General features: G+C 60.1%; 20 protein-coding genes and 4 pseudogenes. 10 read left to right on the plus strand and 14 right to left on the minus strand.

Annotated features, from left to right (window positions below):
- Positions 1–24: 24 nt before the first annotated feature.
- The 3 genes from AC07WT_RS23285 to AC07WT_RS23295 are packed head-to-tail and all read right to left on the minus strand — an operon-like array spanning position 25 to position 3,552.
- Complete coding sequence (locus AC07WT_RS23285; RefSeq protein ID WP_494948759.1) at positions 25–1,527, minus strand: sugar ABC transporter ATP-binding protein; 1,503 nt, start codon at positions 1,525–1,527, stop codon at positions 25–27.
- A 29-nt stretch (positions 1,528–1,556) separates the two neighbouring features.
- Positions 1,557–2,501, minus strand: a complete 945-nt coding sequence (locus AC07WT_RS23290) for a sugar-binding protein (RefSeq protein WP_494948760.1) — start codon at positions 2,499–2,501, stop codon at positions 1,557–1,559.
- Between the two features lie 49 nt (positions 2,502–2,550).
- Positions 2,551–3,552, minus strand: a complete 1,002-nt coding sequence (locus AC07WT_RS23295; RefSeq protein ID WP_494948761.1) for an ABC transporter permease — start codon at positions 3,550–3,552, stop codon at positions 2,551–2,553.
- 208 nt (positions 3,553–3,760) lie between these two features.
- Between AC07WT_RS23295 and AC07WT_RS23300 the strand changes: the two genes are divergently transcribed.
- From AC07WT_RS23300 to AC07WT_RS23335, 8 genes and pseudogenes are all read left to right on the plus strand, one after another.
- A complete protein-coding gene (locus AC07WT_RS23300; RefSeq protein WP_494948762.1) occupies positions 3,761–4,654 on the plus strand; it encodes an NAD-dependent epimerase/dehydratase family protein in 894 nt (297 codons plus the stop codon).
- A 95-nt stretch (positions 4,655–4,749) separates the two neighbouring features.
- Positions 4,750–5,055, plus strand: a pseudogene (locus tag AC07WT_RS23305) (SDR family oxidoreductase); the annotation flags it as partial.
- A 55-nt stretch (positions 5,056–5,110) separates the two neighbouring features.
- Positions 5,111–6,265, plus strand: a complete 1,155-nt coding sequence (locus AC07WT_RS23310; RefSeq protein WP_494948763.1) for an iron-containing alcohol dehydrogenase — start codon at positions 5,111–5,113, stop codon at positions 6,263–6,265.
- Positions 6,266–6,290: 25 nt separating this feature from the next.
- Positions 6,291–7,184: an NAD(P)-dependent oxidoreductase gene (locus tag AC07WT_RS23315; protein WP_494948764.1), complete on the plus strand. Its 894-nt coding sequence runs from the start codon at positions 6,291–6,293 to the stop codon at positions 7,182–7,184.
- A gap of 79 nt (positions 7,185–7,263) precedes the next feature.
- A pseudogene (locus tag AC07WT_RS23320) lies at positions 7,264–7,410 on the plus strand (lecithin retinol acyltransferase family protein); the annotation flags it as partial.
- A 491-nt stretch (positions 7,411–7,901) separates the two neighbouring features.
- Positions 7,902–9,431 carry a catalase gene (locus AC07WT_RS23325; protein WP_494948765.1) on the plus strand — a complete coding sequence of 510 codons (1,530 nt, stop codon included), beginning with the start codon at positions 7,902–7,904 and terminating at the stop codon, positions 9,429–9,431.
- A gap of 89 nt (positions 9,432–9,520) precedes the next feature.
- Positions 9,521–10,168 (plus strand): ankyrin repeat domain-containing protein, encoded by a 648-nt coding sequence (locus AC07WT_RS23330; protein WP_494948766.1) that lies wholly within the window; start codon positions 9,521–9,523, stop codon positions 10,166–10,168.
- A gap of 131 nt (positions 10,169–10,299) precedes the next feature.
- Positions 10,300–11,426: pseudogene (locus tag AC07WT_RS23335) on the plus strand (VIT1/CCC1 transporter family protein).
- A 55-nt stretch (positions 11,427–11,481) separates the two neighbouring features.
- On the opposite strand, the gene AC07WT_RS23340 reads toward AC07WT_RS23335, so the two are convergent.
- On the minus strand, positions 11,482–12,717 hold the full coding sequence (locus AC07WT_RS23340; protein WP_494948767.1) for an NADH:flavin oxidoreductase/NADH oxidase family protein: 1,236 nt from the start codon (positions 12,715–12,717) through the stop codon (positions 11,482–11,484).
- Positions 12,718–12,785: 68 nt separating this feature from the next.
- Between AC07WT_RS23340 and AC07WT_RS23345 the strand changes: the two genes are divergently transcribed.
- Positions 12,786–13,259: a MerR family transcriptional regulator gene (locus AC07WT_RS23345; protein WP_494948768.1), complete on the plus strand. Its 474-nt coding sequence runs from the start codon at positions 12,786–12,788 to the stop codon at positions 13,257–13,259.
- Positions 13,260–13,447: 188 nt separating this feature from the next.
- Here the strand turns inward: AC07WT_RS23345 and AC07WT_RS23350 are convergent, their stop codons facing one another.
- Positions 13,448–14,290: a fumarylacetoacetate hydrolase family protein gene (locus AC07WT_RS23350; protein WP_494948769.1), complete on the minus strand. Its 843-nt coding sequence runs from the start codon at positions 14,288–14,290 to the stop codon at positions 13,448–13,450.
- An 84-nt stretch (positions 14,291–14,374) separates the two neighbouring features.
- The gene (locus tag AC07WT_RS23355) at positions 14,375–14,977 is read right to left on the minus strand and encodes a VOC family protein (RefSeq protein WP_494948770.1); all 603 of its coding nucleotides are present in this window, start codon (positions 14,975–14,977) and stop codon (positions 14,375–14,377) included.
- Between the two features lie 325 nt (positions 14,978–15,302).
- On the opposite strand from AC07WT_RS23355, the gene AC07WT_RS23360 reads away from it, so the two are divergent.
- On the plus strand, positions 15,303–15,959 hold the full coding sequence (locus AC07WT_RS23360; protein ID WP_494948771.1) for a polysaccharide deacetylase family protein: 657 nt from the start codon (positions 15,303–15,305) through the stop codon (positions 15,957–15,959).
- Positions 15,960–15,982: 23 nt separating this feature from the next.
- Here the strand turns inward: AC07WT_RS23360 and AC07WT_RS23365 are convergent, their stop codons facing one another.
- From AC07WT_RS23365 to AC07WT_RS23400, 8 genes and pseudogenes are all read right to left on the minus strand, one after another.
- On the minus strand, positions 15,983–16,789 hold the full coding sequence (locus AC07WT_RS23365) for an IS5 family transposase (protein ID WP_494948772.1): 807 nt from the start codon (positions 16,787–16,789) through the stop codon (positions 15,983–15,985).
- Positions 16,790–16,831: 42 nt separating this feature from the next.
- Positions 16,832–17,491 (minus strand): TetR/AcrR family transcriptional regulator, encoded by a 660-nt coding sequence (locus tag AC07WT_RS23370; RefSeq protein ID WP_494948773.1) that lies wholly within the window; start codon positions 17,489–17,491, stop codon positions 16,832–16,834.
- Between the two features lie 477 nt (positions 17,492–17,968).
- Positions 17,969–18,334 (minus strand): hypothetical protein, encoded by a 366-nt coding sequence (locus AC07WT_RS23375; protein WP_494948774.1) that lies wholly within the window; start codon positions 18,332–18,334, stop codon positions 17,969–17,971.
- A gap of 47 nt (positions 18,335–18,381) precedes the next feature.
- A complete protein-coding gene (locus AC07WT_RS23380) occupies positions 18,382–18,834 on the minus strand; it encodes a transposase (protein ID WP_494948775.1) in 453 nt (150 codons plus the stop codon).
- A 302-nt stretch (positions 18,835–19,136) separates the two neighbouring features.
- Positions 19,137–21,308 (minus strand): catalase/peroxidase HPI, encoded by a 2,172-nt coding sequence (katG, locus tag AC07WT_RS23385; RefSeq protein ID WP_494948776.1) that lies wholly within the window; start codon positions 21,306–21,308, stop codon positions 19,137–19,139.
- 43 nt (positions 21,309–21,351) lie between these two features.
- Positions 21,352–21,531, minus strand: a pseudogene (locus tag AC07WT_RS23390) (catalase-related domain-containing protein); the annotation flags it as partial.
- Between the two features lie 355 nt (positions 21,532–21,886).
- Positions 21,887–22,693, minus strand: a complete 807-nt coding sequence (locus tag AC07WT_RS23395; RefSeq protein ID WP_494948777.1) for a sulfite exporter TauE/SafE family protein — start codon at positions 22,691–22,693, stop codon at positions 21,887–21,889.
- 81 nt (positions 22,694–22,774) lie between these two features.
- Positions 22,775–24,442, minus strand: coding sequence for a bifunctional protein tyrosine phosphatase family protein/NAD(P)/FAD-dependent oxidoreductase (locus tag AC07WT_RS23400; protein WP_494948778.1), 1,668 nt, complete (start codon positions 24,440–24,442; stop codon positions 22,775–22,777).
- Positions 24,443–24,454: the final 12 nt, after the last annotated feature.

A 24,454-nucleotide genomic window follows, 5' to 3' on the forward strand; every position in this document is an offset into this window, starting at 1 on the left:
ACTCCGTTGCAGGTAAGGTGTTGTTCAAGCGGTAGCGGCCGCCATCACGCGCTCCGCGGTTGCTTCTTCGCGGCTCAGTTCGCCGTTCAGTCGGCCCTCGCGCACCACGAGAATCCGGTCGCTGACCGCAAGTACTTCCAGCAGATCCGACGAAATCACGATAATGCCGATTCCCCGCGCGGCCAGCCGTGTGAGTAGCGCATGCACTTCCGCCTTCGCGCCGATATCGATACCGCGCGTGGGCTCGTCGACGATCAGTACCTTCGGATTGCGCGCGACCCATTTCGCAATGACGATCTTCTGCTGATTGCCGCCGCTGAGATTCACGACCTTCTGCTCGATGGTCGGCGTCTTGACGCCAAGCGTGCGCACAAATTGTCGACAGCTTTCATCTTCCTTCGCCCGTTGCAGAAACTGGAACGGCGAGTAGCGGTCCAGGTGCGTGAGGCTGAAATTCTCGCGTACGCTCATGCCGAGTACAAGCCCTTGCGCTTTACGGTCCTCGGTCACGAAGCCGATGCCGTGCTCGATCGCATCGTGCGGATTCCGGATGGAGACAGGTTTGCCGTCGATCGCGATCTGTCCGGTACACGGACGCATGCCGAAGATCATCTCCATGATCTCCGTGCGCCCCGAGCCCACCAGACCGGCGATCCCCAGTACCTCGCCGCGATGCAAGGTGAAGCTGACGTCGCGAATCTGCGCGTCGGCCGGCCTTGAAGCGCGCAGCGTGAGGTTGCGGACCTCCAGCACAGGCTCTGCGGTTGCATGCGATACCGGCGCAGCGTACAGCTCGCTGAGTTCCCGATCGACCATCTTGCGGACCAGCGATTCCCGGGTCACGCTTTCAGCGGGTGATGTATCCACCGTACTCCCGTCGCGCAACACGGCGATGCGGTCAGCGAGTTCGAACACCTCTTCCAGGCGGTGCGATATATAGATGATCGAGATGCCTTTCTGGCGCAGCTTCTTGATGAGTTCCATCAACGTGCGCGTTTCGTGATGGCTGAGCGAAGCTGTCGGCTCATCCATGATGATGACCTGTGACTGTTCAGAAATCGCCTTCGCAATCTCGATCATCTGCTGCTGCCCGACGCTTAATTTGCTCACCCGGGTCGCGGGATCGAGATCCAGATCGATCGTTTTCAGAATCTCACGCGCACCGCTGTGCATGCGGTAGCGGTCGATCAAACCAAAGCGTCCGAGCGGCTCTTTCGCAAGAAAGATATTCTCCGCGACGCTCAGATTGCCCACGACTGAAAGTTCCTGATAGATGATCCCGATGCCGAGCGCACGCGCGTGGTTGCTGTCGCGCAGCGAGATCTCCTTGCCGTCGACAAGGATGCTGCCGCCCCGGTCGGGCGCATAAACGCCTGTCAGGATCTTCATCAGCGTGCTCTTTCCCGCACCGTTTTCTCCGGCAAGCGCGAGCACCTCGCCTCGCCGGATTTCAAGGTTCACGCGATCGAGCGCCTTGACGCCGGGGAACGTTTTGGAAATGTTGCGCATCTCTAGAAATGGCGTCACGGCCTGGCTCCTTGACAGCATATTGCATGCTACTTCGCATAACTGCCGACGTTGTCTTTTGTCACGACCGTCACGCCAGTATCGATGTCTTTGGGCTGCGGCTCCTTCCCGTCGATCTGTGCGACGAGATGTTCCACCGCCAGCTTGCCCATTGTCACCGGGCGCTGAACCATGATGCCCTGAATCGACCCTTCGCGGAGGCCCTTCAGCGTGTCAGGGAGATCATCGAAGGCAAGCACCTCGAGTTTGCCTTTCATGGCACCGAACTCCTTCGTGCTGAGCACTTTGGCCACGGCAGGACCGCCCACCTGACTCACGCCGAAGATGCCTTTCAGCTGCGGATGCGCGCGCAACGTCGTCTCGACGACCGAGACACCTTTCGCGAGATCGTCATCCGTGCCTTGCGTATCGACGATCCTGATTCCCGGATAACGTGCGAGCCCTTTTTTGATGCCGCTGATACGTTCATTCAGGTTCACCGCGCCCAGTTGCCCCGTCACGATCGCTACTTCGCCATTACCGCCGAGCGCCTTGGCCATCGTCTCCGCCATCGTCGCACCGGCGGATTCATTGTTTGTTCCGATATACATCGCGCGCCCGCTCTTCGGCGAATCCGAGTCGTATGTGAGCACCTTGATACCGCTCTGCGCTGCGTGCTTCATTACGCTTTCGACCGACTTCGGCTCGTTGACCGATATCGCAATGCCATCGACGTGCTTTGAGATCAGATCCTCGATGATCTGTACTTGCGTCGCCCCCTGGGTGTTTTGCGGCACAACCCACTGATACCTGACGCCCAGCTTGTCAGCCTCCCCCTTTGCCCCGCCGTTGCAATCCTCGAAGAAGGGCACTGCTACCTTGGGGATCACTGCGACGGAAATGTCCTTCGCGTCCTTGGCATGTGCGCCGGGTGCGAGCGTTATCGACAGTGTTGCAATGCCGCTCGCCAGCGCGAGGGTCAAATTTTTAAACATGTTGTCTCCTGGATGAGTGGTTTTTCGTTGGTGAAAAAGGTGTTGCTGCCTAACGGCCTTTGCTGCGTACGCGCCAGACGTCGATGCTGACGGCGATCAGGATGACGCAGCCGGTGATTGCCTGTTGCGCGTAGGTGTCGATATTGAGCAGCACGACGCCGTTGGTGATGATGCCGGCGAGCGCGGCACCGATGATCGCGCCTTCGACACTGCCGGCGCCGCCCGACAGGCTTGCTCCGCCGATTGCCGCCGCGGCAATCACGTCGAGTTCAGCGCCGAAGCCGGATGCGGGCTCGGCGGAGACAAAGCGGGAAAAGCTGACGATGCCCGCTATCGAGGCGATGAGCCCTGACAGCGCATACACTGAAAACTTCACCCGATTGGTCCGCACACCGCTTAGCCGTGCCGCCATTTCATTGCCGCCCATTGCGTAGACATGCCGTCCGAAACGAGTCCCGCGCATGATCACTGAAAAGCAGATCGTCAGCAGCAGCATGATGATCACGGGGGACGGAACGAAGCCGATATAGCCCTGGCCGATGAACGTGAAGCTGTCTGGCACGTCCGGCGTGACCGGGACGCCTTTCGTAATGATGTACATCAGACCGCGTCCAATGCTCAGTGTCCCGAGCGTTGCGATGAACGGCGGCAGCTGGATACGCGTGATCAGAAGGCCGTTGAAGCTTCCGACGACGAGCCCCACGCCCAAGCCGGCGAGAATGGCAGCCCCCGCACCGAGGCCATGCTGGAAAGCCAGTGCGGTGATCAGGGACGAAAGGCCCATTACCGAACCGACCGACAGGTCGATACCACCCGTGATGATCACGAGCATCATCCCGATCGACATGACGCCGATCAGGGAGAACGAGCGGAACACACCCATCAGATTGTTGGTCGTCAGAAAGTACGGGGAAAAAAGGCTGATCAGAATCCCAACCAGAAGCAGCACTGAGAGGATGTTGAGCTCGCGGATTTTCAGCCACGCACGGACTGTGCGGAGAGGCCGTACTTCACCTTGCTGCGGTTCTCTCTTGGATAGAAGGGCGGTCACGGATGTCTCCTGTTTTCGTTTGCGCTTACCGGCGATCATAGGTTTAGCGCGAGCGCGAATCTGTGACGGGAGTCATAGAAACGTATAGGGGTTGTCACGGAGGAGGGTGCGAAGCCGACTATGACGCGCGTCACAGAAACCGTAGGCCGATGAGCGGTACGATGCATTGGCAATTGGAAGCCAATCCACCTCATCTGGAGTAACAGGCATGACGAAGCGAGTGATTGTGACGGGCGGCAGCGGGCTGGCCGGGAAATGGGTAGTCGAGGAACTGGTGCAGCATGGCTATGAAGTGCTCAACCTCGACCGGGTGCCAATGGCAAAGCCAAGCGCTCGTACGCTGATTACGGATCTGACGGACGCCGGCCAGGTATTCAACGCGTTGGCTTCGAGCACCACAGCGAAGGAATTCGATGCTGATCTCGAGCCGAAGCCCATCGATGCGATCGTGCACTTTGCGGCCATCCCGCGCATTCTCATCACGACCGACAACGAGGTGTTCCGCATCAACGTGATGTCGACGTACAACGTGCTCGACGCCGCATCGAAGCTGGGTATCAGGAAAGTGATCGTGGCGTCGAGTGAGACGACGTACGGTGTCGTGTTTTCACATCGTCACAGGAACCCGGAATATTTTCCCCTTGACGAGGAGTATCCGGTCGATCCGATGGATAGCTACGCCATGTCGAAGGTCATCAATGAGGTCACGGCCAAGGCATTCCATGCGCGCACCAAAGCGGACATCTACTGCTTCCGTATCGGCAATGTGCTGGATCCGGTCGATTATCAAAAATTCCCGGCGTACTTCAAAGATCCGGGCCTGCGCAAGCGGATTGCGTGGAGCTATATCGATGGGCGCGATCTTGCCGTTGCGTGCCGGCTGGGCATCGAAAAGGACGGCTTGGGTTTTGAAGTGATGAACGTAGCGGCTGACGACGTTTCATCGGATTTGCAGACGGCAGAACTGCTGAAGCGTTTTTATCCGGAGGTGCCCGTCAGGAAGCAGCTGGGCGAGTTCGAAACCCTGCTCAGTAATGAAAAGCTGAAGCGGCTGCTTGGATGGCAACAGCAATACCGCTGGCGCGACCAGGTGAAAAAGTAAGCACGGTCAGCGTCAGCGCCCGATGCCGGCCGATGAGGAGGGGTGGTGAAAAAGCCGCGCATGGCCTTTCTTGGCTTCGCGATCGAGTCGGACTACCTAACTCGATGGCCCACACCGCGACCACGCATGCCGTCACAGGCCTTACCAAAGCTGCTTCGCTCGCGGGACGAAAGGACCACATCGCGGTGGGACAGATCGATATCGGTAACACACTGACCGAGCTTGCCGCGGGCACGGCAAAGGGTATGCCTCAAGGCAACGGCGAGATTGCCGTTGAGCCCATGAAGGACGTCGGCGTTGTCGGCAAATCAGTGTTTTACGTAGCAAACCTTCCGCTAGGCGAAAACGTGCTGTTTCATACCGCTATGGCGATAAATATGCCATTTGTCGGGAGAGGATGACTGGTGTTTCATTTGAGAGGACCGATCGTCTGAATGTACTTAAACCAATCAACCTATGCAAAATTTCATTCTCCAGAATCCGACCAGAATCATTTTTGGCGAAGGCCAGATTGCCGCGCTTGATGCGCACGTGCCGCCCGAGGCGCGCGTGCTGCTCACCTGCGGCGGCAGCAGCATCAGGAGCAACGGTGTGCTCGCGCAAGTGCAGGCGGCGCTCGGTGAGCGCGCCTGGTTCGTTTTCAGTGGCATCGAGCCGAATCCAACCTACGAAACCCTGATGCAAGCGGTCGCGCTGGCACGCGAGAAGAACATCGACTTTCTCCTTGCGGTCGGCGGCGGGTCGGTGATCGATGGTACGAAGTTCATCGCGGCAGCGCTGAAGTTCGACGGCGAACCGTGGGACATCCTGGCGAAGCAGGCCGAGGTGCATGACGCGATGCCGTTCGGCAGCGTGCTAACGCTGCCCGCGACCGGCTCGGAAATGAACAATGGTGGCGTCATCAGCAACCGCGCAAGGGGCGACAAGTTACCGTTTCGCAGCGAAGCGACCTATCCTCGCTTTTCGGTGCTCGATCCGACGACGACCTATTCCTTGCCACCTCGGCAAATCGCCAACGGCGTGGTCGATGCGTTCGTCCATATCGTCGAGCAATACCTGACCTACCCGGTCGATGCAAAGGTGCAGGACCGTTTTGCCGAAGGGTTGCTGATCACGTTGACCGAAGTCGGTCCGCAAGCGCTTGCCGAGCCGCACAACTATGGCGTGCGCGCAAACCTGATGTGGACGGCAACCCTGGCGCTGAACGGCTTGATCGGTGCTGGTGTGCCGCAGGACTGGGCGACGCATATGCTCGGTCATGAGATCACCGCGCTGCACGGACTCGATCACGCGCAAACGCTCGCAATCGTGCTGCCAGCAATGCTGAGCGTGCGCCGCGAGCAAAAGCGGGCGAAATTGCTGCAGTACGCCGAGCGCGTGTGGAACTTCACCCAGGGCAGCGAAGACGAGCGCATTACCGCGGCGATCACTGCGACCCGTGTGTTCTTCGAGCGGATGACCGTCGGGACTCGTTTGCGCGACTATCAGATCGGTGGCAGTTCCATCGGCACGTTGATCGCGAAACTCGAAGAGCACGGTATGACCGCATTGGGCGAACACGGCGACGTGACGCCCGAAGTCAGCCGTCACGTCTATCAGCTTGCGGTTTGAGCACATCATCATGCGGAGATAAACCATGCAGATTGGATTTATCGGGCTCGGCTCGATGGGCGCGGCGATTGCGATGAACCTTCTCAAGTGCGGGCATGACGTTCACGTTTTCAACCGTAGCCCTGCCCGTGCCGAGCCACTGCGCGAAGCGGGCGCCATGGTCGCGGCAAGTCCCGCGCAGGCGGCGCATTCGGTCGACGTCGTGTTAACAATGGTGACCGACGACGACGCGCTCGCATCGGTCACCTTCGGCGAACATGGTGTTTTTGCGGGCCTCAAGCCGGGCGCGATACATGTCTCGATGAGTACCATCGGGGTGGCCACCGCAAAGGACATCGCGCTGGCGCATCGTGAAGCCGGGTTGGGATTCGTGTCAGCGCCTGTGTTCGGCCGACCCGACGCTGCGGCGGCGCGCAAGTTGTTCATCATGGCTGCGGGCGCGGACGAGCATTTGAGAGTTGCGGTTCCGCTGCTTGAACAGCTCGGGCAGTCGGTCGGTATCGTCGGCGCCGACCCGTCGAAGGCGAATCTCGTGAAGCTCATTGGCAATTTCATGCTATCGGTAATCATCGAGACGATGGGCGAAGCATGCGCAGTGGCGGGGAAGGCGGGGCTCGACCCGATGCGCCTCGTCGAGCTGCTGACGAGCGCTAACTTCAACGCGCTGCCGTACAAGATCTATGGCCCGTTGATCGCGTCGCAGCGCTTCCAGCCGGCTGGTTTTTCGCTGCCGCTCGGCCAGAAGGACAACCGCCTGATGCTCGCGGCAGCCGACGCGCTCGGTGTCCCGCTGCCGCTCGCTAGCCTCGTTCACGATCGCTTTCTCGCGGTCCGCTCGCAAGGCATTGGTGCTGAGCACGACTGGTCCGCAGTTGCGCTTTGCGCATTGTCCGATGCAGGAATGCGCAAGCAGGCTTGAGGGGTGCCCTGTCGAGGAAGTGACGTTGCACTAAGTCTGGATCGAACCAGGCAGTCGTCCATGCTACGCGTACCAGCGAGCTGCAGAGCGGGCACATTCGCGCCTTGGCGAGAATCGATTCAGACTCCAAACCAACAACTGCGAGCATTTCTGTGCGTGGCACCTATATGGCGAAAGCCGCAGCGAACACGTGTACGCGTACCTGACTCATCCGGATGCAGCCATGGGCCTACGTCTTCGTCAAGAGAGCCGACCAACGCGGTGCGGCGGTCCGACTAGCTTTTTAAGGTTTCTCACATGAAAGTCGGAGCTGCAGTATTCCGGCAACTGCGTCGTCTGGCGCCCCGTTCTCGGCGACATCCTGAACGCAGGCGAGCTCGAATATGCCGACCAGGCTGTGAACTTCGCTGCCTTAGCGAACGTGTGCTCACTGTTGTCTCACGAATACGCCAGGCGCCATCCAGACGATACCGAGCAAGCGCGTCGTGGTAGCCGGATCTTCTGATCGCACTGGGTAGCGGGTGCGTTGCCCGCCGCATGGCTATCTATGTCGCCAGATCGACTCATGGTGCTTGTGGAGTCGAATATGCATCTGACGAACGATTGCGCGCACAACTATCGCGGCCATTTTTATATTCAATTGGATTTTCGTTTGCCGATTTCCTGTAATGGGAATGCTTTCCATACAAACGATATTTATTAAGGAATACAACTGATATGTCAAAGGGCCGACCGCTTCAAATCCTCGTGGCCGCGACCTGCATCGCCCTCAGCTCGTCCCCCTACGCTGCCGACATGACGCGCGATAATGGCTCGCCGGTAGGCGACAACCAGAACTCGCAGACGGCCGGACCGAATGGACCGACGCTCCTGCAGGACTCTCAGCTGATTGAAAAGCTGCAGCGCTTCGATCGCGAACGCATTCCGGAGCGCGTCGTACACGCACGCGGCACTGGTGCGTTCGGCGAATTTGTGCCTACTGTGGACATCAGCGACCTGACGGTAGCAAAGGTGTTCACTCCTGGCACAAAGACGCCCGTGTTCGCGCGCTTCTCGACCGTGATGGGCTACCGCGGTTCGCCAGAGCAGGCGCGCGATCCGCGTGGCTTCGCCATCAAGTTCTATACGACGCAAGGCAACTGGGATCTCGTCGGCATCAACTGGCCGATCTTCTTCATTCGCGACGCGATCAAGTTTCCCGACTTCGTCCACGCGAACAAGCCAGGTGCCGTGACCGGCGTGCAGGATCCGAACCTCGCGTTCGATTTCTTCGCTCACACGCCCGAGGCGACGAGCATGCTGACACACCTGTACACCGACGAAGGCATGCCTGACTCGTATCGACACATGGACGGCTTCGGTGTGCATGCGTTCAAGCTCGTCAACGCACAGGGACAGGTGCACTATGTGAAGTTCCACTTCAAGAGTCAGCAAGGCGTGCACGGCATTCGTCCGCAGGACATCCAGGGCTCGATCGGCGCTGACTGGAACCTGATGACGAACGACCTGTACCGCGCACTGAAGGCGGGCAATGATCCGACGTGGGATCTGTATATCCAGGTCCTGAATCCGCAGGACCTGGACAAGTTCGAGTACGATGCGCTCGACGACACGAAGATCTGGACCAGCGTGCCCGAGCGCAAGATCGGCACGCTGACGCTCAACCGCGTTCCGGACAATTACTTCGAGACGACTGAGGAATCGGCATTTGCGCCATCGCGGATGGTGCCGGGCATTGAACCGTCTGAAGACCGCATGCTGCAGGGGCGGCTGTTCTCGTACGCCGACACGCAGATGTATCGTCTTGGCGCGAACTTCAACGGTCTGCCGATCAATCGTCCGCGCGTACCGGTGGTGAACAACAACCAAGATGGTGCGATGAATAGCGGCGATCGCAAGGGCGAAGTGAACTATGAGCCATCGACCCTCGGCGAGATTCCACAGGATCCGCGCGACAAGTACGTCCGGACTCCGCTCACGGGCCCGACGCAGCAGGCGGCGATTAGCAAGACGCTCAACTTCCGGCAGGCGGGAGAGTACTACCGCACGCTGTCAGCGCAGGACAAGCAGGATCTCGTGACGGCGCTGTCTGGCGACCTCAAACGTGTGACCAACGATGCAAACAAGTACACAATGCTGTCGTACTTCTACAAGGCCGACACCGATTACGGTACCCGCCTTGCGCAAGCTACGCACGCGGACCTGTCACGCGTGAAATCGCTCGCCGACAAGCTCGCCGAAAACTGATCGCACTCCGGGCGCGAAGGTCGCGGTGCGGCCGTCGTTCGTTTCCACCTGTTATTACCCCGTGCCGCGGCGCGCGGAGCCTTCATGCGATGAACCGATTCCGATCCGTCCGCGCGCTGTCCGCCGTCGCTGTCTTTGTCGCTGCTGTTGCCGCGTCGGGTTGCGCACAGACGACGTTACCCGACTCCGTGACGCTCAACTCCGGCTCGCGTGCCGACCCGCGTCGCTACGACGAAGAATGGTTTGACGCAGCGCGCCTCGGCCGCGTCGACATCCTGCAGGCGCTCGTGGCCGCGGGTTACCCGATTGACGCAACGACCCCGCAGGGATACACCGCCTTGATTCTCGCTGCATATCGGCACCAGCCCGCGGCACTCGACTACCTGCTTCGCGCGGGCGTCAATCCGTGTCTGGGCGACCGACACGGCAACACCGCGCTGATGGGCGCGATTTTCAAGGGTGACACCGCGACCGCGGAGCGCCTGATAAACACGGGCTGTCCGATCGACGAGGCCAACAACGCCGGGGAAACGGCGCTGTCATTCGCCGCGTTATTCGGCCGGGTCGAACTGCTGCCGAGCCTCGTCGCGCGCGGCGCGAATCCCGATCATGCCGATGCGCTCGGCCGGACTGCGCTGCAAACGGCCATGCTGCAGGGCAATGCATCAGTTGTTGCCGCATTGGAAAAGGTGGGCGCGGCACCCAGTGTCGATCAGTCGGCGCGCAGCCGCCCTTGATGGCGGAGACGCGGGCTCACTAGCGGAAAATCGAAACGTTCGCCGAGCCCGAATACCAGTGCACATGCACCGTAAGAGATTTGGGTCATTAGACGGACCTGATAAAGTCGTTAACGGAACCAGGTGACATCATGGCATCCAGACAGGAAATCAAGAGGTATCGTGCGCATCTGGCTGACGAGGGTCACAGCGCTGCACTCTATGAGACGCTCGCCCACGTAGAAAGGGACATCAGCCGTAAGCTGGTGTTCGGGGATCTGGCTGCATCGGAACGGGCCCATGCAAAGGTCTGGGCCGACAAACTGAGAGCAAATGGACAGCGCGTATCGGATAGGCAGAGCATCAAAACCTTTTTGATGAGGAGCCTCGTTCGCGTCTTCGGTACCCGGTTCGTGCTGCCCACGCTTGCAGCCGTGGAGTTTGCAGACAGGAACAAGTACGCCGGCAACCCGGATACCGCAAAGATGTCCGAAGACGAACACCGTCATGCCAGCGTAGTACAGGCCTTGGCGAATGCAGGTAAGCCCGAAGCAACCAGGGGTGCCGAAATTGCCGAAGCCGAGTCTTGGCATAGAGGCGTGTCATCCGGGAACGATCTTTGCGCGGCCGTGCTCGGTGCCAATGACGGACTGGTGTCGAATTTCTGTTTGATTATGGGTGTCGCCGGCGCCGGTACGGGCAACAAGACAATTCTGCTAACAGCTTTGGCGGGGCTGATTGCCGGAGCCTGTTCGATGGCACTAGGAGAATGGTTGTCAGTGACGAACGCGCGAACTTGCACAGACGCAAATCGCTAGGGAAGCCGACGAGCTTGAACATACTCCTGACGCCGAAGAGCACGAACTAACTCTCATCTATCGTGCTAAAGGACTGGATGGAGATGAGGCGAAGCGCGTCGCATCGCATCGCAACTTATGCGTGACAGGGACAACGCACTGGACGCGTTGAGGCGAGAGGAGCTTGGGCTCGATCCAGCAGAACTTGGTGGCAATCCATGGTCCGCCGCCGGTGTATCTTTTTTCCTGTTTGCGACTGGAGCCATTTTCCCCGCCATGCCTTTCCTGTGGACGTCAGGGCTTACGGCCATCGTCCAGTGTGTTGTGTTGAGCATCCTGGCGCTGGCGGCGATCGGCGTTTCACATTGCTCTTCAACGGTCAAAGTGCAGGCTTTTCCGCGATTCGTCAAGTCATCATTGGCCTGGCGGCAGCGGCGTTCACGTTCGGTATTGGGCACGTTTTAGGTGTATCAGTTTCGTGACTGTCATTTCGACGAACACTGTTACGTAGCGGCGGAATGCGAGTTAAGCGATGCGTCAGGTGCGTATGTCGTTCCACTGGCGGTATCGCCAGGTCAATTTGCGCGTATGCATCTGGTCGATGACGAGACTGTAGACAGGGGAGTAGCATCGCCGAGGGCGTCGACCCTCGGCGATGGCGCGCAGGCGCCGCCTGACGAGCGCCATCGAGGCAAGTCCGGCAGCTGCTTTGCCTCGCCATCGGACCTGGATGCTCGGAGCGTCGATGGCTTGACCGTCGCGCCAGCGATTCGGTAAGTCCGGTACGGACGCCAGTGCGCTGGCCATCCCGACAATGTCGACGCCTTCGTTCAGCACCGCCTGCGCGATCGACTGCCGGCGAATGCCCCCCGTCGTCATCACGGGCATCGCAGCGACGGCGGCAATGTCGCGAGCGAACGTCAGGAAATAGGCCTCGCGGGCGAGCGTGCGGCCGTCAGCAGTGCGGCCTTGCATCGCGGGGCTCTCGTAGTTTCCGCCAGACAGTTCGACGAGGTCGACGGCCTGATCGTTGAGCCACAGCACGATCTGTCGGGCGTCATCTTCCGAGAAGCCGCCGCGCTGAAAGTCGGCGGAATTGATCTTGACCGCGACACTGAAACCGGCGCCGACCCGCGCGCGCATGGCACGCACGACGGATAACAAAAGCTTTGCCCGGTTTTCCAGCGAGCCGCCCCATTCGTCGTCACGGCGATTCGTCAGCGGCGACAGGAACTGCGATATCAGGTAGCCGTGCGCCGCATGGATCTGGACTCCATCGAATCCTGCCATTTCGGCCGCTGCGGCCGTGTCGGCGAAGCGCTCGACGACCTCGTGGATCTCGATCGCGGCCATCGCGCGCGGTGCAGCGAACAATTTGCTATGCCGGCCGAGGTCGAGCGGAACGGCGGACGGGGCCCATGCGGGGTGTCCCATCGCCGCCAGGACCTGGCGCCCCGGATGGTTGATCTGCATCCAGATCCGCGCACCATGCTGGCGGGCCGCCGCCGCCCACCGTCTGAACGGATCGAGAGGCGTACTTCGTTCTAGCACGACGCCGCCCGGGCCGGTCAGCGCTCTTCCGTCGATCATCACGTTCCCGGTGATCAGCAGTCCCGCCCCGCCGGCACCCCAGGCGGCATAGAGACGCTGAAGCGCCGGGCCGGGTAGTTGGCCCGCGTCGGCGAGGTTTTCTTCCATCGCGGCCTTCGCGATGCGGCTGGGCAGAGTGCTGCCGTTGGGCAGCGTCAGCGGTGCGAATAGTGGTGTCGTCATCGGATGACCCGTTCGGCGCGTACGATGGGCCTATACTAAGTTTCAAGTCGACTTCAAGGTCAAGCACGATGAAGATCGGAGAACTGGCGGCGCGTACTGGGATGACGACGTCCGCGATCCGCTTTTACGAACAGAGCGGACTTCTGCGCCCGGCTGGCCGGGGCCCGAATGGCTACCGAATCTACGACGGGGCCGCAGAGGAACGATTGCGGCAAATTCAGCTGGCGCAGCGGCTCGGGTTCTCGCTGGAGGAGATGCGCACCGCGGTCGCGGAAATGCAAGGTTTCTCCAAGGCGGGGCTGCTCGAGCGGATCGACCAGCGTTTGCGCGAGATCGACGAACTTCGCGTGACGTTGGATGGACAGAGAGCGGCGCTACACGGGATACGCGACGCGCTTCAGGCCGACTGGGCGGCAGCGAGGTGCTTCAAGGTCGAACAATTCGAATCGTCGACGCTTGCCGTGCCGAAGCGCCGTCGCACAGGGCGAAACGTTGCGCCGCATGATCTTGCCGGACATAAAACGCCGAAACGCAGCTTTTGATATCCAGCGCGTCAAGCGAACCGGCACGTACACGACGTTCGGCTGCGGCGACGCGCCCTTGCTTTCTCATTGGGGAAGGGTGGCATACCCTCCGAAACTGCCCGTCAGCACCGGTTTCGACACACCTGAGCTTTCGTTTCGAGTGCGAGGCCGTGGCGCCCGAAGAGTGGGAGCATCGCGCAGCGTACCTATTGGGGGCCAACCACGCAGTGCCGTTGTGTGCCGAGGCCGGTAGCAGTCATTTCGACGATATCGCCACCCCTAAGAAATTGTGGCGGCTTCATACCCAGGCCAACGCCTGCGGGCGTGCCGGTGATGATGAGGTCGCCAGGCATAAGTGTCATGAATTGGCTGAGGTAGCTCACAATCTCTCCCACATTGAAAATCAGATCGGACGTATGGCCGTGTTGCCTGATGTCGCCGTTCACTCGAAGCGACAACTCCAGTTCGTGAGGATTCAGTTCATCGCCGGTGACCAACCACGGACCGATCGGCGTGAATGAATCGAAGCTTTTGCCCTTGCCCCATTGACCTGCACGTTCAATTTGCCACGTTCGCTCGGACACGTCATTGACAAGGCAGTATCCCGCGACGTGAGCGTAGGCTCTCTCTCTCTCGACCTTGCGTGCGGTAGTGCCGATGACAACCCCGAGTTCGATTTCCCAATCGGTCTTTTCCGATGCCTCGGGCAGGACGATGTCGTCGTCGGGTCCGCTGATTGACGAGGTCGACTTGTGGAAAACGACGGGTTCGTGCGGGATTGCGAGCCCGGACTCCTTTGCATGTTCACGGTAGTTGAGACCGATCGCGATGATCTCGCGCACTGCCGCGAGCGGTGCGCCGAGGCGGCCAACGTAATGTGGGAGAGGCAACTTCTCGGGGTCGAGCGCGCCGAGAAACCGAAGTCCTTCCGGGGAGAGCACGTCGACATCGATATCGCGCACGATGGGGCGGAGCGCCCGCACGTTGCCGTCGCGATCGAGGAGTCCGGGCATTTCCTGACCCGAGGGACCATAGCGCAATAGTTTCATGGATGCACCTTTAAATAGCACTTGCACGCGGAATTCTGGGTGGGGCGCCTTTGAAGGCGTCGAGCTGCCGATCCGGCTGGATAGTCAATGTTGATGCGCATCGGGCGTCTTGCCACGCCATGCATTGTTTCCAGCCTGTCTGCCTGCCAACCAGTCTTCCAGAGTGAATCGAGCTGTCAGGCGCTGCTCAGTCATGATTGCGTCCGTCGCCTGCACCTTTGTGGTTAGTTCGAAGTGCATGTTGTTGGGATCGGTCAGGTACAGCGAGAAGCAATAGCCGTGATCGACGACGAAATGCTCGATCCCGGCTTCCTCTGCGCGCTGCTGGATTGCGTTGATCGTTTCCATGCCGTCCACTTCACAGGCGATGTGATGATCAAACGGATCCGTCGGTTCGAGCCCACCATTGGCAATCCTGCTTGGGTGGTAATAGCCCTCTGCGAACGAGAAAAATGCGAGGCAGCTGCCATCGGAGAGTTCGAAGTACGCGTGAATATAGTTCGTTTCCGTCTTGTTTACGTCATCCCACGTTTCAACGAAGGCTCCGACCAGTGGCATCCCCAGGAGGTCTTCGTAGAAGTGCCGCGTTGCCTCGATGTCGCGAGCGCGGTAGGCGTGGTGATGCAGGCGAAGTACCGGATTTGCCACGTTGCGTTCCTGGGTCGTGGAGTTGCTTGCTGTGTTCATGGTTTCCTCATGGTCTATCGAGCATCCATCAGACGCAGAGTTGTCTGCGTTAAGCGTACTGTATAGTACTAATGCGGAAGATTCAAGGAGCGGTTCTTACTGCCATGGTTTGGCCCATGCATTCCTTATTGTCTGCGTAAATAGCGGCGCAAGATGGGATATTGCATAAAAATGAGGCATGGGATAAGTGTCGAATGCAAGTGTGATTGCTCGCGCGCGCTGAAATATACAGTACTATTTGGTATCATAATGAAAGGTTTCGTCTGGGGAGCAAGCCGACGCTCCGCGAGGACGCAAAAACAACCCATTTCGCAGGAGAAATTCGATGCGCGTTGCGCTGACCATCGATAACGGACCGGACGTCGAGGTTACGCCCGGAGTTCTGGAGGTACTGGACGCTCGTGATATACGGGCGACGTTCTTTGTTGTGGGCGAGCGTCTGAAGGATGCAAGGCAGTTGGCGCTTGCCAAGGCCGCGTACGCGGCAGGGCATCGAATCGGTAACCATACGTACACGCACGGCACACCCTTCGGTATGCTCGAGCATCCGTGCGAAGCCGTCGATGAAATTAGCCGTACATCGGAGCTTCTTTCGGACATGGCCGGCGGTGAACCGTTATTCCGTCCGTCAGCCCAGGGCGGGCCTATCGACGCCCGAATCTTCAATGCCCCTGCAGTGAACTATCTGCTCGGAAACGGTTATACCTGTGTGTTATGGAACAACTTGCCACGAGATTGGGAAGATCCCACTGGCTGGCCAGAGCGGGCACTCGCTACCTGCCGGGCGCAAGGTCAAGAAACCAGTGTCATCGTGCTGCACGACTTCGTGTTCGACGCAATGGCGAGGTTGGGGAAATTCCTGGACGAACTGCTATCGGAGGGCGCCACCTTCGTACAATCCTTCCCGGATAGTTGCGTGCCGATCCGCGCCGGCCAGAGAACGCCCTTGCTCGACGAAATCATGGCGCGACCAATAGTCTGAAAATGGTGGCGCCTTAGAGGGTGTTAGGAACTTTTGTTAAGGGCTGCAAAGTGGACGAGCATAAGTACGGAGAATACGACGAAGTGCAGGCCAGCCAAGGTTTCGGGCAATCGCTCGTAGTCTCTGGCCAGTCGGCGGAAGCGGTTGAGCCAGCCGAAGCTGCGCTCGACCACCCAGCGGCGCGGCAACAGCACGAAGCCCTTTTTCGCCTCCGGCAGTTTGATCACCTGAAGGTCGATCCCTTCGTCGAGTGCCGCCTGCGCAGGCTCTTCGCCGGTATATCCCTGATCGGCGAACGCCACCTTGACCGTCTGGCCCGTGGCCTGCTGAACCTGACGCGCCAGTTCTCCGACCTGCGCGCGTTCCTGTTCGTTGGCTGGCGTAACATGCACAGCAAGCAACTGCCCCAAGGTATCAACCGCCATGTGGACCTTGCTGCCGCGTTTGCGTTTGTAGCCGTCGTAACCGGCGCGAGGCCCGCTCTCGCAGGTCGACTGTATCGTGCGGCCATCGAGGATGACCGCACTGGGCTGTCCCTGACGGCCCTGTGCCACGCGTATCACCGAGCGAAGGTCGCTCACCATGCTCTCAAAGCAGCCAGCCTGCAACCAGCGTTGCGTCTGCTGGTAGACCAGTTCCCACGGTGGAAAATCATTGGGCAACAAACGCCACGGCGCACCCGCGCGTACGATCCAGCGCAACGCGTTGAACATCTCGCGCAGTTCGTAGCGGCGCTGCGGAGCGTCTTTGTTCATCAAGGTCAGGTACGGAGCGGCAAAGTACCACTCTTCATCCGATACATCCGTTGGGTATGGCCTGCGCTTTTTCATTCCGCCAGGATACCAGGTCCGACACAAAGTGCCTAACACCCTCTAGTTTCCAAGAGCGCCGCTCAGAAGGACATCGACCGCGGAGCTGACTTTTGCCTCGAGGACGTGACGTCTGGGTTTTTTGATGATGCCGAGCAGGACCTGTTGGTGAATCTCGTAAGTGAGCATGTCATGGAATAGCACCGCAAGCGCGCGCGGCTCCACTGCGGTAGGCACCTCCCCCGCCTGCTTTCGAGCCTCAAAAAATTCGGTAAGAACGCGGTACGTCCTTGCTGGGCCGCTTTCGAACCAGATACGGCCGACTTCTGGGAAGCGGTGGGACTCGCCGATCACGAGGCGTTGAAGGGCAATCGCGCGCGGAGACAGTACTGCGTCAAGAAACTCGCAGCCGATCGACCACAACGCATTGCGCAGAGGCATCGAAAACGCCTTCGACTGGAAAAGCTTGACGAGGATTTCATCGCAAAGCGCACTGACCGCTGCGACAAAGATCCCCTCCTTGTTATTGAAATGTGAATAAACCGTTGTTTTTGAGCCACCGGCCGATGCGATGATTTCGTCGACACTTACCGCGTCATAGCCCCTTGCCAGGAACAGCTCGGAGGCAACAGCCAGAAGGTCACGGCGCTTCTGAGCCGAGCGTCCGCCAGGTATCAGCGGCGTAGGATGCCCCTTGGGGGAGAATGAGCGTGTAGCTGCCATGGTTTGAAGGTTCGAGATTGAAGCCAATGCCCCCTGGAGGGCAGTCAGGTTTTGACGTCTGACGACGCGCGCGTCAGTATAGCGTCCAGCGGATGCAGGGAGCCTGAGCTTCGCGGTTCGCTCAAGGCGTCCGCGAGCTTCGCCGGAAGCGTTTGCTGGCCGAAACTGCTATAGAGGGCTGGTGGACGACGGCTCGAGCTACACGGCAGACAAGACCCGCAGCTTCTCGCCCGTCCAAACCCTCGTCTTCTTTTCCTGTGTCCAATACGGTGCGCAAGTGTCACTTACAACTGGTTGCGGGTTTCGATCAGGCTCGGCGCAGCACGGTTGGACGAGCGCTTGGGATGGGAAGAAATGGCTGCGGCGAAGCGCGCGAGGCGACGATGTGTGTCGTGGCGCGAAGATTTCGGTATGGCGCAGACGAACGGGATCACGGCGCGATGCGCCGACGGTGGAACAAAGATCTTGAGCGGGAGATCAGCTGTGGCAGTAGTGGCGCAGGTTGATCATCGTATAAGCGAGCGTCTTTAACGCATAGTGCAAGTGACCGATTCGCTCGAAACGTAACAGCAGGCGACGGAACTTGTCTTCCCAGGCGAACACGCTCTCGATCGCCCTGAACCGCTCCTTGAAAATGGCCGGATCGAACAGTGCCTTGCGGCCGAGCTTCTGCGCCCTCGTGCCGCGCGAATTCGCGCTGATGTTGGGAACCATGCCGCGATTGAAAATAGCTTTGCGGTTGCGCCGGCAGTCGTACACGCCGTCCAGACTCACGACGGTTCCCCGCAGGCCCAGCCCCAGCGCGCGGGCGATACGCGTGAGTCGCGGCAGCGCTTCGCGCAACAGCGGCGATTCATTGCGATTGCCCGGGGCCGACACGAACGGCGCGATCACGTTGCAATTCCGATCGCAGAGGGCAACGACCTTGCAGCCCTTGACCTGCTGTGGCCGCTGAAGCCGAGGTTGTCGCCTCCCTTTTTCGCGGCGCTCGTGGTGCCATCGCCATGGATGACACGCGTGTCCAGACGCGCGTCCTGATGAGGTCTGAGGACCGAGCCCTCGAAAATGGCATCGAAGCATCCGTCCGCTTCCCACCGCCGGAAAGCGCGATAGATGCGCGTGTAGTGAATTTCAGGGCGCCCATGATGATCCTTATCGATGGGCAATTCCTTCCACTGACAGCCCAGATAAAGCAGCCGCAGGATATAGTTGAAGATCGCGTGCGCGCTCAACTTGCGCGCCGGGCCGCGAATGCCCTTGCTCAGATGCGGCCAGACAAATAGCTCGAACTCTTCGACGCTCAATCTCGTTGGAATCGCTAACCACGACTGGCTTTGGGCCATTTCGACCTTCAAAGCATTGGGATTCTAGCCGATTCGAGCGAGGCGGCCGGAACCCATGCCCCTGGCGCTTTCAGCCGATTCAGCCGGCTGGATCAACCCCGCAACCAGTTAAAAGCGAATTCCGTTTTAGGTTGCACGCTCCGCTCGAATACGACCGAACGCACTGTGCTGCGTTCCCACATCGCTGTTGCTGCTTGCGCGATGGACTGCCCGCTGTTCCCTCTTTCTCGTTCGGGTTTCGACGGGGGCAGGACATATCCCCGCGCAGCCAAACATGGTTGCGCGGGGATGCCCAGTCCAAGTTAGGCTAGATCGAAACGGTCGGCGTTCATGACCTTCGTCCAAGCGGCAACGAAGTCTTTGGCGAACTTCTCCTTGTTGTCATCCTGCGCGTAAACCTCTGCATAGGCACGAAGAACCGAATTCGAGCCAAGGACGAGGTCGACACGGGTTGCAGTCCATTTGACAGCACCGGTCTTGCGGTCGCGGATTTCGTACAGGTTCTTGCCAGCAGGCTTCCAAGTGTAGGCCATGTCGGTCAGGCTGACGAAGAAGTCGTTCGTCAGAGCGCCAACGCGGTCGGAGAACACACCGTGCGTTGTGCCGCCATGGTTGGCACCCAGTACCCGCATGCCGCCCACCAGCACGGTCATCTCGTCCGCGGTCAGGCCCATCAGCTGAGTGCGGTCAAGCAACAATTCCTCGGCGCTGACCACGTAGTCCTTCTTCATCCAGTTGCGGTAGCCGTCAGCCACGGGTTCCAGCACCTCGAACGACTCCACTTCCGTCATTTCCTGTGTGGCATCGCCTCGCCCTGGCGCGAAGGGGACGGTTACGTCGAAGCCCGCTGCCTTGGCAGCCTTCTCGACGCCAACGTTCCCAGCCAACACGATCATATCGGCCACGCTGGCCCCGGTCTGAGTCGCAATGCCTTCCAGGACGGCCAGCACTTTGGCCAGACGGGCTGGTTCATTGCCTTCCCAGTCCTTTTGTGGGGCAAGACGGATGCGCGCACCGTTGGCACCGCCGCGCTTGTCCGAACCACGGAAGGTGCGAGCGCTGTCCCAGGCCGTTGACACCATTTCACTGATGGTAAGGCCGCTGGCTGCGATCTTCGCCTTGACCGCCGCGACGTCGTAGCCCTTGCTACCTGCGGGCACCGGGTCCTGCCAGATCAGGTCTTCCTTCGGAACATCAGGGCCGATGTAGCGTGCCTTCGGGCCCATATCGCGGTGGGTCAGCTTGAACCAGGCGCGGGCGAAGACCTTTGAGAAATAGTCGGGGTCCTTGTAGAAGCGTTCCGAAATCTTCCGGTACTCGGGATCCATCTTCATCGCCATGTCGGCGTCGGTCATGATCGGGTTGTAGCGGATCGAAGGGTCCTCGACATCAACCGGCTTGTCTTCTTCCTTGATTTTGATGGGCTCCCACTGCCAAGCACCCGCCGGGCTCTTCTGCAGTTCCCAGTCGTAGTTGAGAAGCAGGTAGAAATAGCCGTTGTCCCACTTGGTGGGCTGGGTGGTCCAGGCGCCTTCGATGCCGCTGGTCACCGTGTTGCGGCCGATGCCGCGGGTGGTCTTGTTGAGCCAGCCAAGACCCTGGTCCTCCGGATCGGCGGCCTCCGGGTTCAGGCCCAGCAGTTTGGCGTCACCGTTGCCGTGGCATTTGCCGACCGTATGTCCACCGGCCGTCAGGGCGACGGTTTCCTCGTCATTCATCGCCATGCGCGCGAAGGTCACGCGGACGTCCTGCGCCGTGCGCAGCGGATCGGGATTGCCGTCGACGCCTTCGGGGTTCACATAGATCAGGCCCATCTGGACCGCAGCCAGCGGGTTCTCCAGTGAGGTGCGGTCGTCGCCTTCATAACGATGAGTGCTGCTGGCGAGCCATTCCTTCTCGGAACCCCAATAGGCGTCCTTCTCCGGATGCCAGATGTCCTCGCGTCCGAAGCCGAAACCGAAGGTCTTCAGGCCCATGGATTCATACGCGATGGTACCCGCGAAGATGATCAGATCGGCCCAACTGATTTTGCTGCCGTACTTCTTCTTGATCGGCCACAGCAACCGACGCGCCTTATCCAGGTTCACGTTGTCGGGCCAGGAGTTTATCGGCGCGAAGCGCTGGTTGCCAGTACCGCCACCGCCACGGCCGTCGGCGATACGATAGGTGCCTGCGTCATGCCACGCCATGCGGATCATTAGGCCGCCGTAGTGGCCCCAGTCCGCCGGCCACCACGGCTGGCTGTCCGTCATCAGCGCGTGAAGGTCCTTCTTGAGCGCATCGACGTCCAGCTTCTTGACCTCCTCCCGATAGTTGAATTCCGCGCCCAGCGGGTTGGTCTTGGTGTCGTGCTGATGCAGGATGTCGAGGTTCAGGGCCTTGGGCCACCACTCCATGTTCGACATCCCGGCCGATGTGGCACCACCGTGCATCACCGGACACTTTCCTGCACTCTTGACTTTGGATTCGTCCATATCGTTCTCCAGCCATAACTGCGTTGATGGAAGTCTGCGAAGCAGCGTGCGTCGCGTGTGCGAGACGCGTACCGTAGTCCAAATCCGCCTTGTAGAAGTAGGCGAGCATCGTGTACTCGTTCGCGTCGCTCGTCACGCGGTTGAGGTCAGCCGAAAGCGCGGTCACGAGGTCGCTTTTGGCTTGTGCCGACAACGCGCGATAGTAATCGTCGGCTTGGCGGGTCGAGACTCGTATTCGTTTGAATTGCTCCAGTCAGGTCAACTTGAGCGCATCGTAGGTGGTCACAAAACTGCAATCCAATGCCGAAATTCGATCACGCGATGCAGGGCGAGCATGACGCTATGGCGTATGCCTGTGATTTGTTCGGGAAGGGACGAACGAAAGCCGCGCGACCGGGCACGCTGCCTCGATACCTGGTGGTCGAAATTGCTGCCGGTGGCCCCAGGCGTCACGCCATGAAATGACAACCGGGTCGCATGCCCTGGCCAGAACAGTGCTCGAACGACTGTCAGTTGACCGGGCGTCGAGCAACCGAACTCCGCGTCGCAGCCTGCGTCGACGGAGCCGCCCCTGTTGCTCAAGCGCTGAGCACGGCTTTCGCCATCATCCCCAGCGCAACGCAGACAAGCACGCCGGCGAAGCCGATCTGTACATGCCGCGCGGACAGATAACGCGATGCACGGCGCCCAACTATCATTCCGAGCGCTGTCGTGAGGCTGAACATTAGCGTTAGCACGAGCGGTGGCGACACCCCGGTTTTTATCGTCGAGACGACACCGCCGCTGCCGACCAAGGCGATGACCATCAGCGAAGTGGCAACGATGCCGTGCATCGACACATTCGTGAGCTTGCGCAACATCGGCACAATAACGAATCCGCCGCCCACACCGAGTAGGCCGGTCATCAGGCCTGTCAGTGCGCCGGTCCCCGCGAGTGCGGCGCCCGTTGCCCAGGTCCACGAGAGACGCCCCGTGCGCGGGTCGACACGGCCTACGCAAAATGGCGACATTGTTTGCTCCGATGTCTTCTGGCGCATCGCCTGAGTGAGCAGACGAAGCGCGATGAGCAGCATCACGCCCGCAAAAAGTTCGATCAGCAATCGTTGCGGCAGCTTGTGCGCGAGGTTTGCGCCGAGAGAAGTCACCGGCACGCCAGTAATCGTCATGAGCAGCGCTGCACGATAACGCACGAGGCGGCGCCGGAAGGCTTCGACAGCGCCGATCGCCGCGCTTCCGGCGACGGCGATGAGCGCGACGGGCGACGCTTGCTGCATCGGCCAGCCCATCCCCACGACGAGCGCGGGAACTGCGAGAATGCCGCCGCCGGCACCGGTCAGGCCCAGCACGGCGCCAACGAGGGCGCCCAGTATTAGCGAAGTCAGCATGAGTGTTCGACGAGAGGAATTAGCAGCGAGATCGGCTGCGGCCGGCCGCTACGCGGCACGATTAGGATGCTTGCGCAGTGCTCAGCCGACTATTTCCGGCTTCGCCAACCACTCACGGCCCTTGAGCATCGCGCGCCAATAGAGCGGAGGCAACACGCGCTCCTTCAGTAGCCACGCTAGTCGTGACGGGCGCTTCCCATTGATCAGCCAGGTAGGGAATGACGGTGCAACCTTGCCCCCATACAAAAACTCCGCGAGCACGATCTTGCCGCGCGCGACCGTGAGCGGACATGAGCCGTACCCATCGTATGAGGCTTCCCCTCGCGCCTTCCCAAGGCTCGCGAGCACGTTATGAGCGACGACGGGAGCCTGCTTGCGCGCGGCAGCAGCGGTCTTCGCATTGGGTGTATTCGTGACATCGCCGAGCGCGAAGATGTCCGCGTGAGTCTTGTGACGCAACGTGGCCTTTTCGACATCGACCCAGCCTGCTGCGTCGGCAAGCGGGCTGACTTGAATGAAATCGGGTGCCTTCTGGGGAGGAACGACATGAATCATGTCGAAATCGTGCGTCACGGATTCGACGTTGCCGTTCTCGAGGGTACGCCGGAAAATCGCCCGCTTTCCCGGGCCGTCTATCGCGTGAAGGTTGTAGCCGAAGTTCAGCTCGATCCCGTAGCGGTTCACGTACTCCATCAAGGCGGGCACATAGTCAGCTACGCCGAAGAGAACGCTGCCGGCGTTGAACATCTGCACGTCTATGCTTCCGAGCCGGCCTGAGCGCTGCCAGTAGTCCGACGACAGGTACATAGCCTTTTGCGGCGCGCCGGCGCATTTGATCGGCATGGGAGGCTGCGTGAACAGCGCACGGCCGCCCTTAAGCTCGCGCACGAGCTGCCACGTGTAGGGCGCGAGATCATAACGATAGTTGGAGGTCACGCCGTTGCGGCCGAGCGTCTCCGGCAGACCGTCGATGGCCCGCCAGTCCAGCTTGAGCCCCGGGCATACGATCAATTTCCGGTACCGAACCACGCGGCAGCCCTCGAGGATGACGGCATGCGCCTCGGGCTCGAATGCAGCGACCGCCGCTTTGATCCAATGCACCTTGCGCGGCAATAAGGCGGCCATCTCTTGCGCAGTCGCCTCTGGCTTGAATACCCCGGCGCCAACCATGGTCCAGCCCGGCTGATAGTAATGTGTGTCGGCCGGATCGATTACCGCGATGTCGAGTGTTCGATCGCGCGCAAGCAGACTCGACGCCGTAGCGATACCCGCGGCACCGGCGCCCACGATCACGATGTCGTGGCTTGCCTCGGCGATTTTGACGGGCACCTTGCCCCCGGTCGCGATGCGGCGGGCGAGTGCGCCGAGTTCATAGCCGGCTCCCTTTGCGGCCGCAAGGATCTCGGGCAGCGGCCGCGTCGACGCTTCGGACAATCCCCACAGCGTCGCAGAGCGCATGCCTGTGCGGCAATAGGCGAGCACCGGCTTGCCGCTCGCGCGCATCAGGTCGCCGAACTGTGCATAGGCCGCGTCGCTCACCTTCCCGGACTCGACCGGCAGGTAGTACGCCTCGATGCCGCAATTTCGCGCCGCCGCCGCTATCTCGCTGAAGGTCGGTTGATCGGGACCCTCGCCGTCGGGCCGGTTGCAGATGATCGCGCGAAAGCCCGCCGCGCGGATGGCTGGAAGGTCGGACGCTGCAATCTGCGGTGAGACCGACAGTTCGGTGGTCAATTTTCTGAGTTCCATCATTGCCTCCTT

Source organism: Paraburkholderia sp. GW821-FHT02A12 (genome assembly GCF_059422005.1).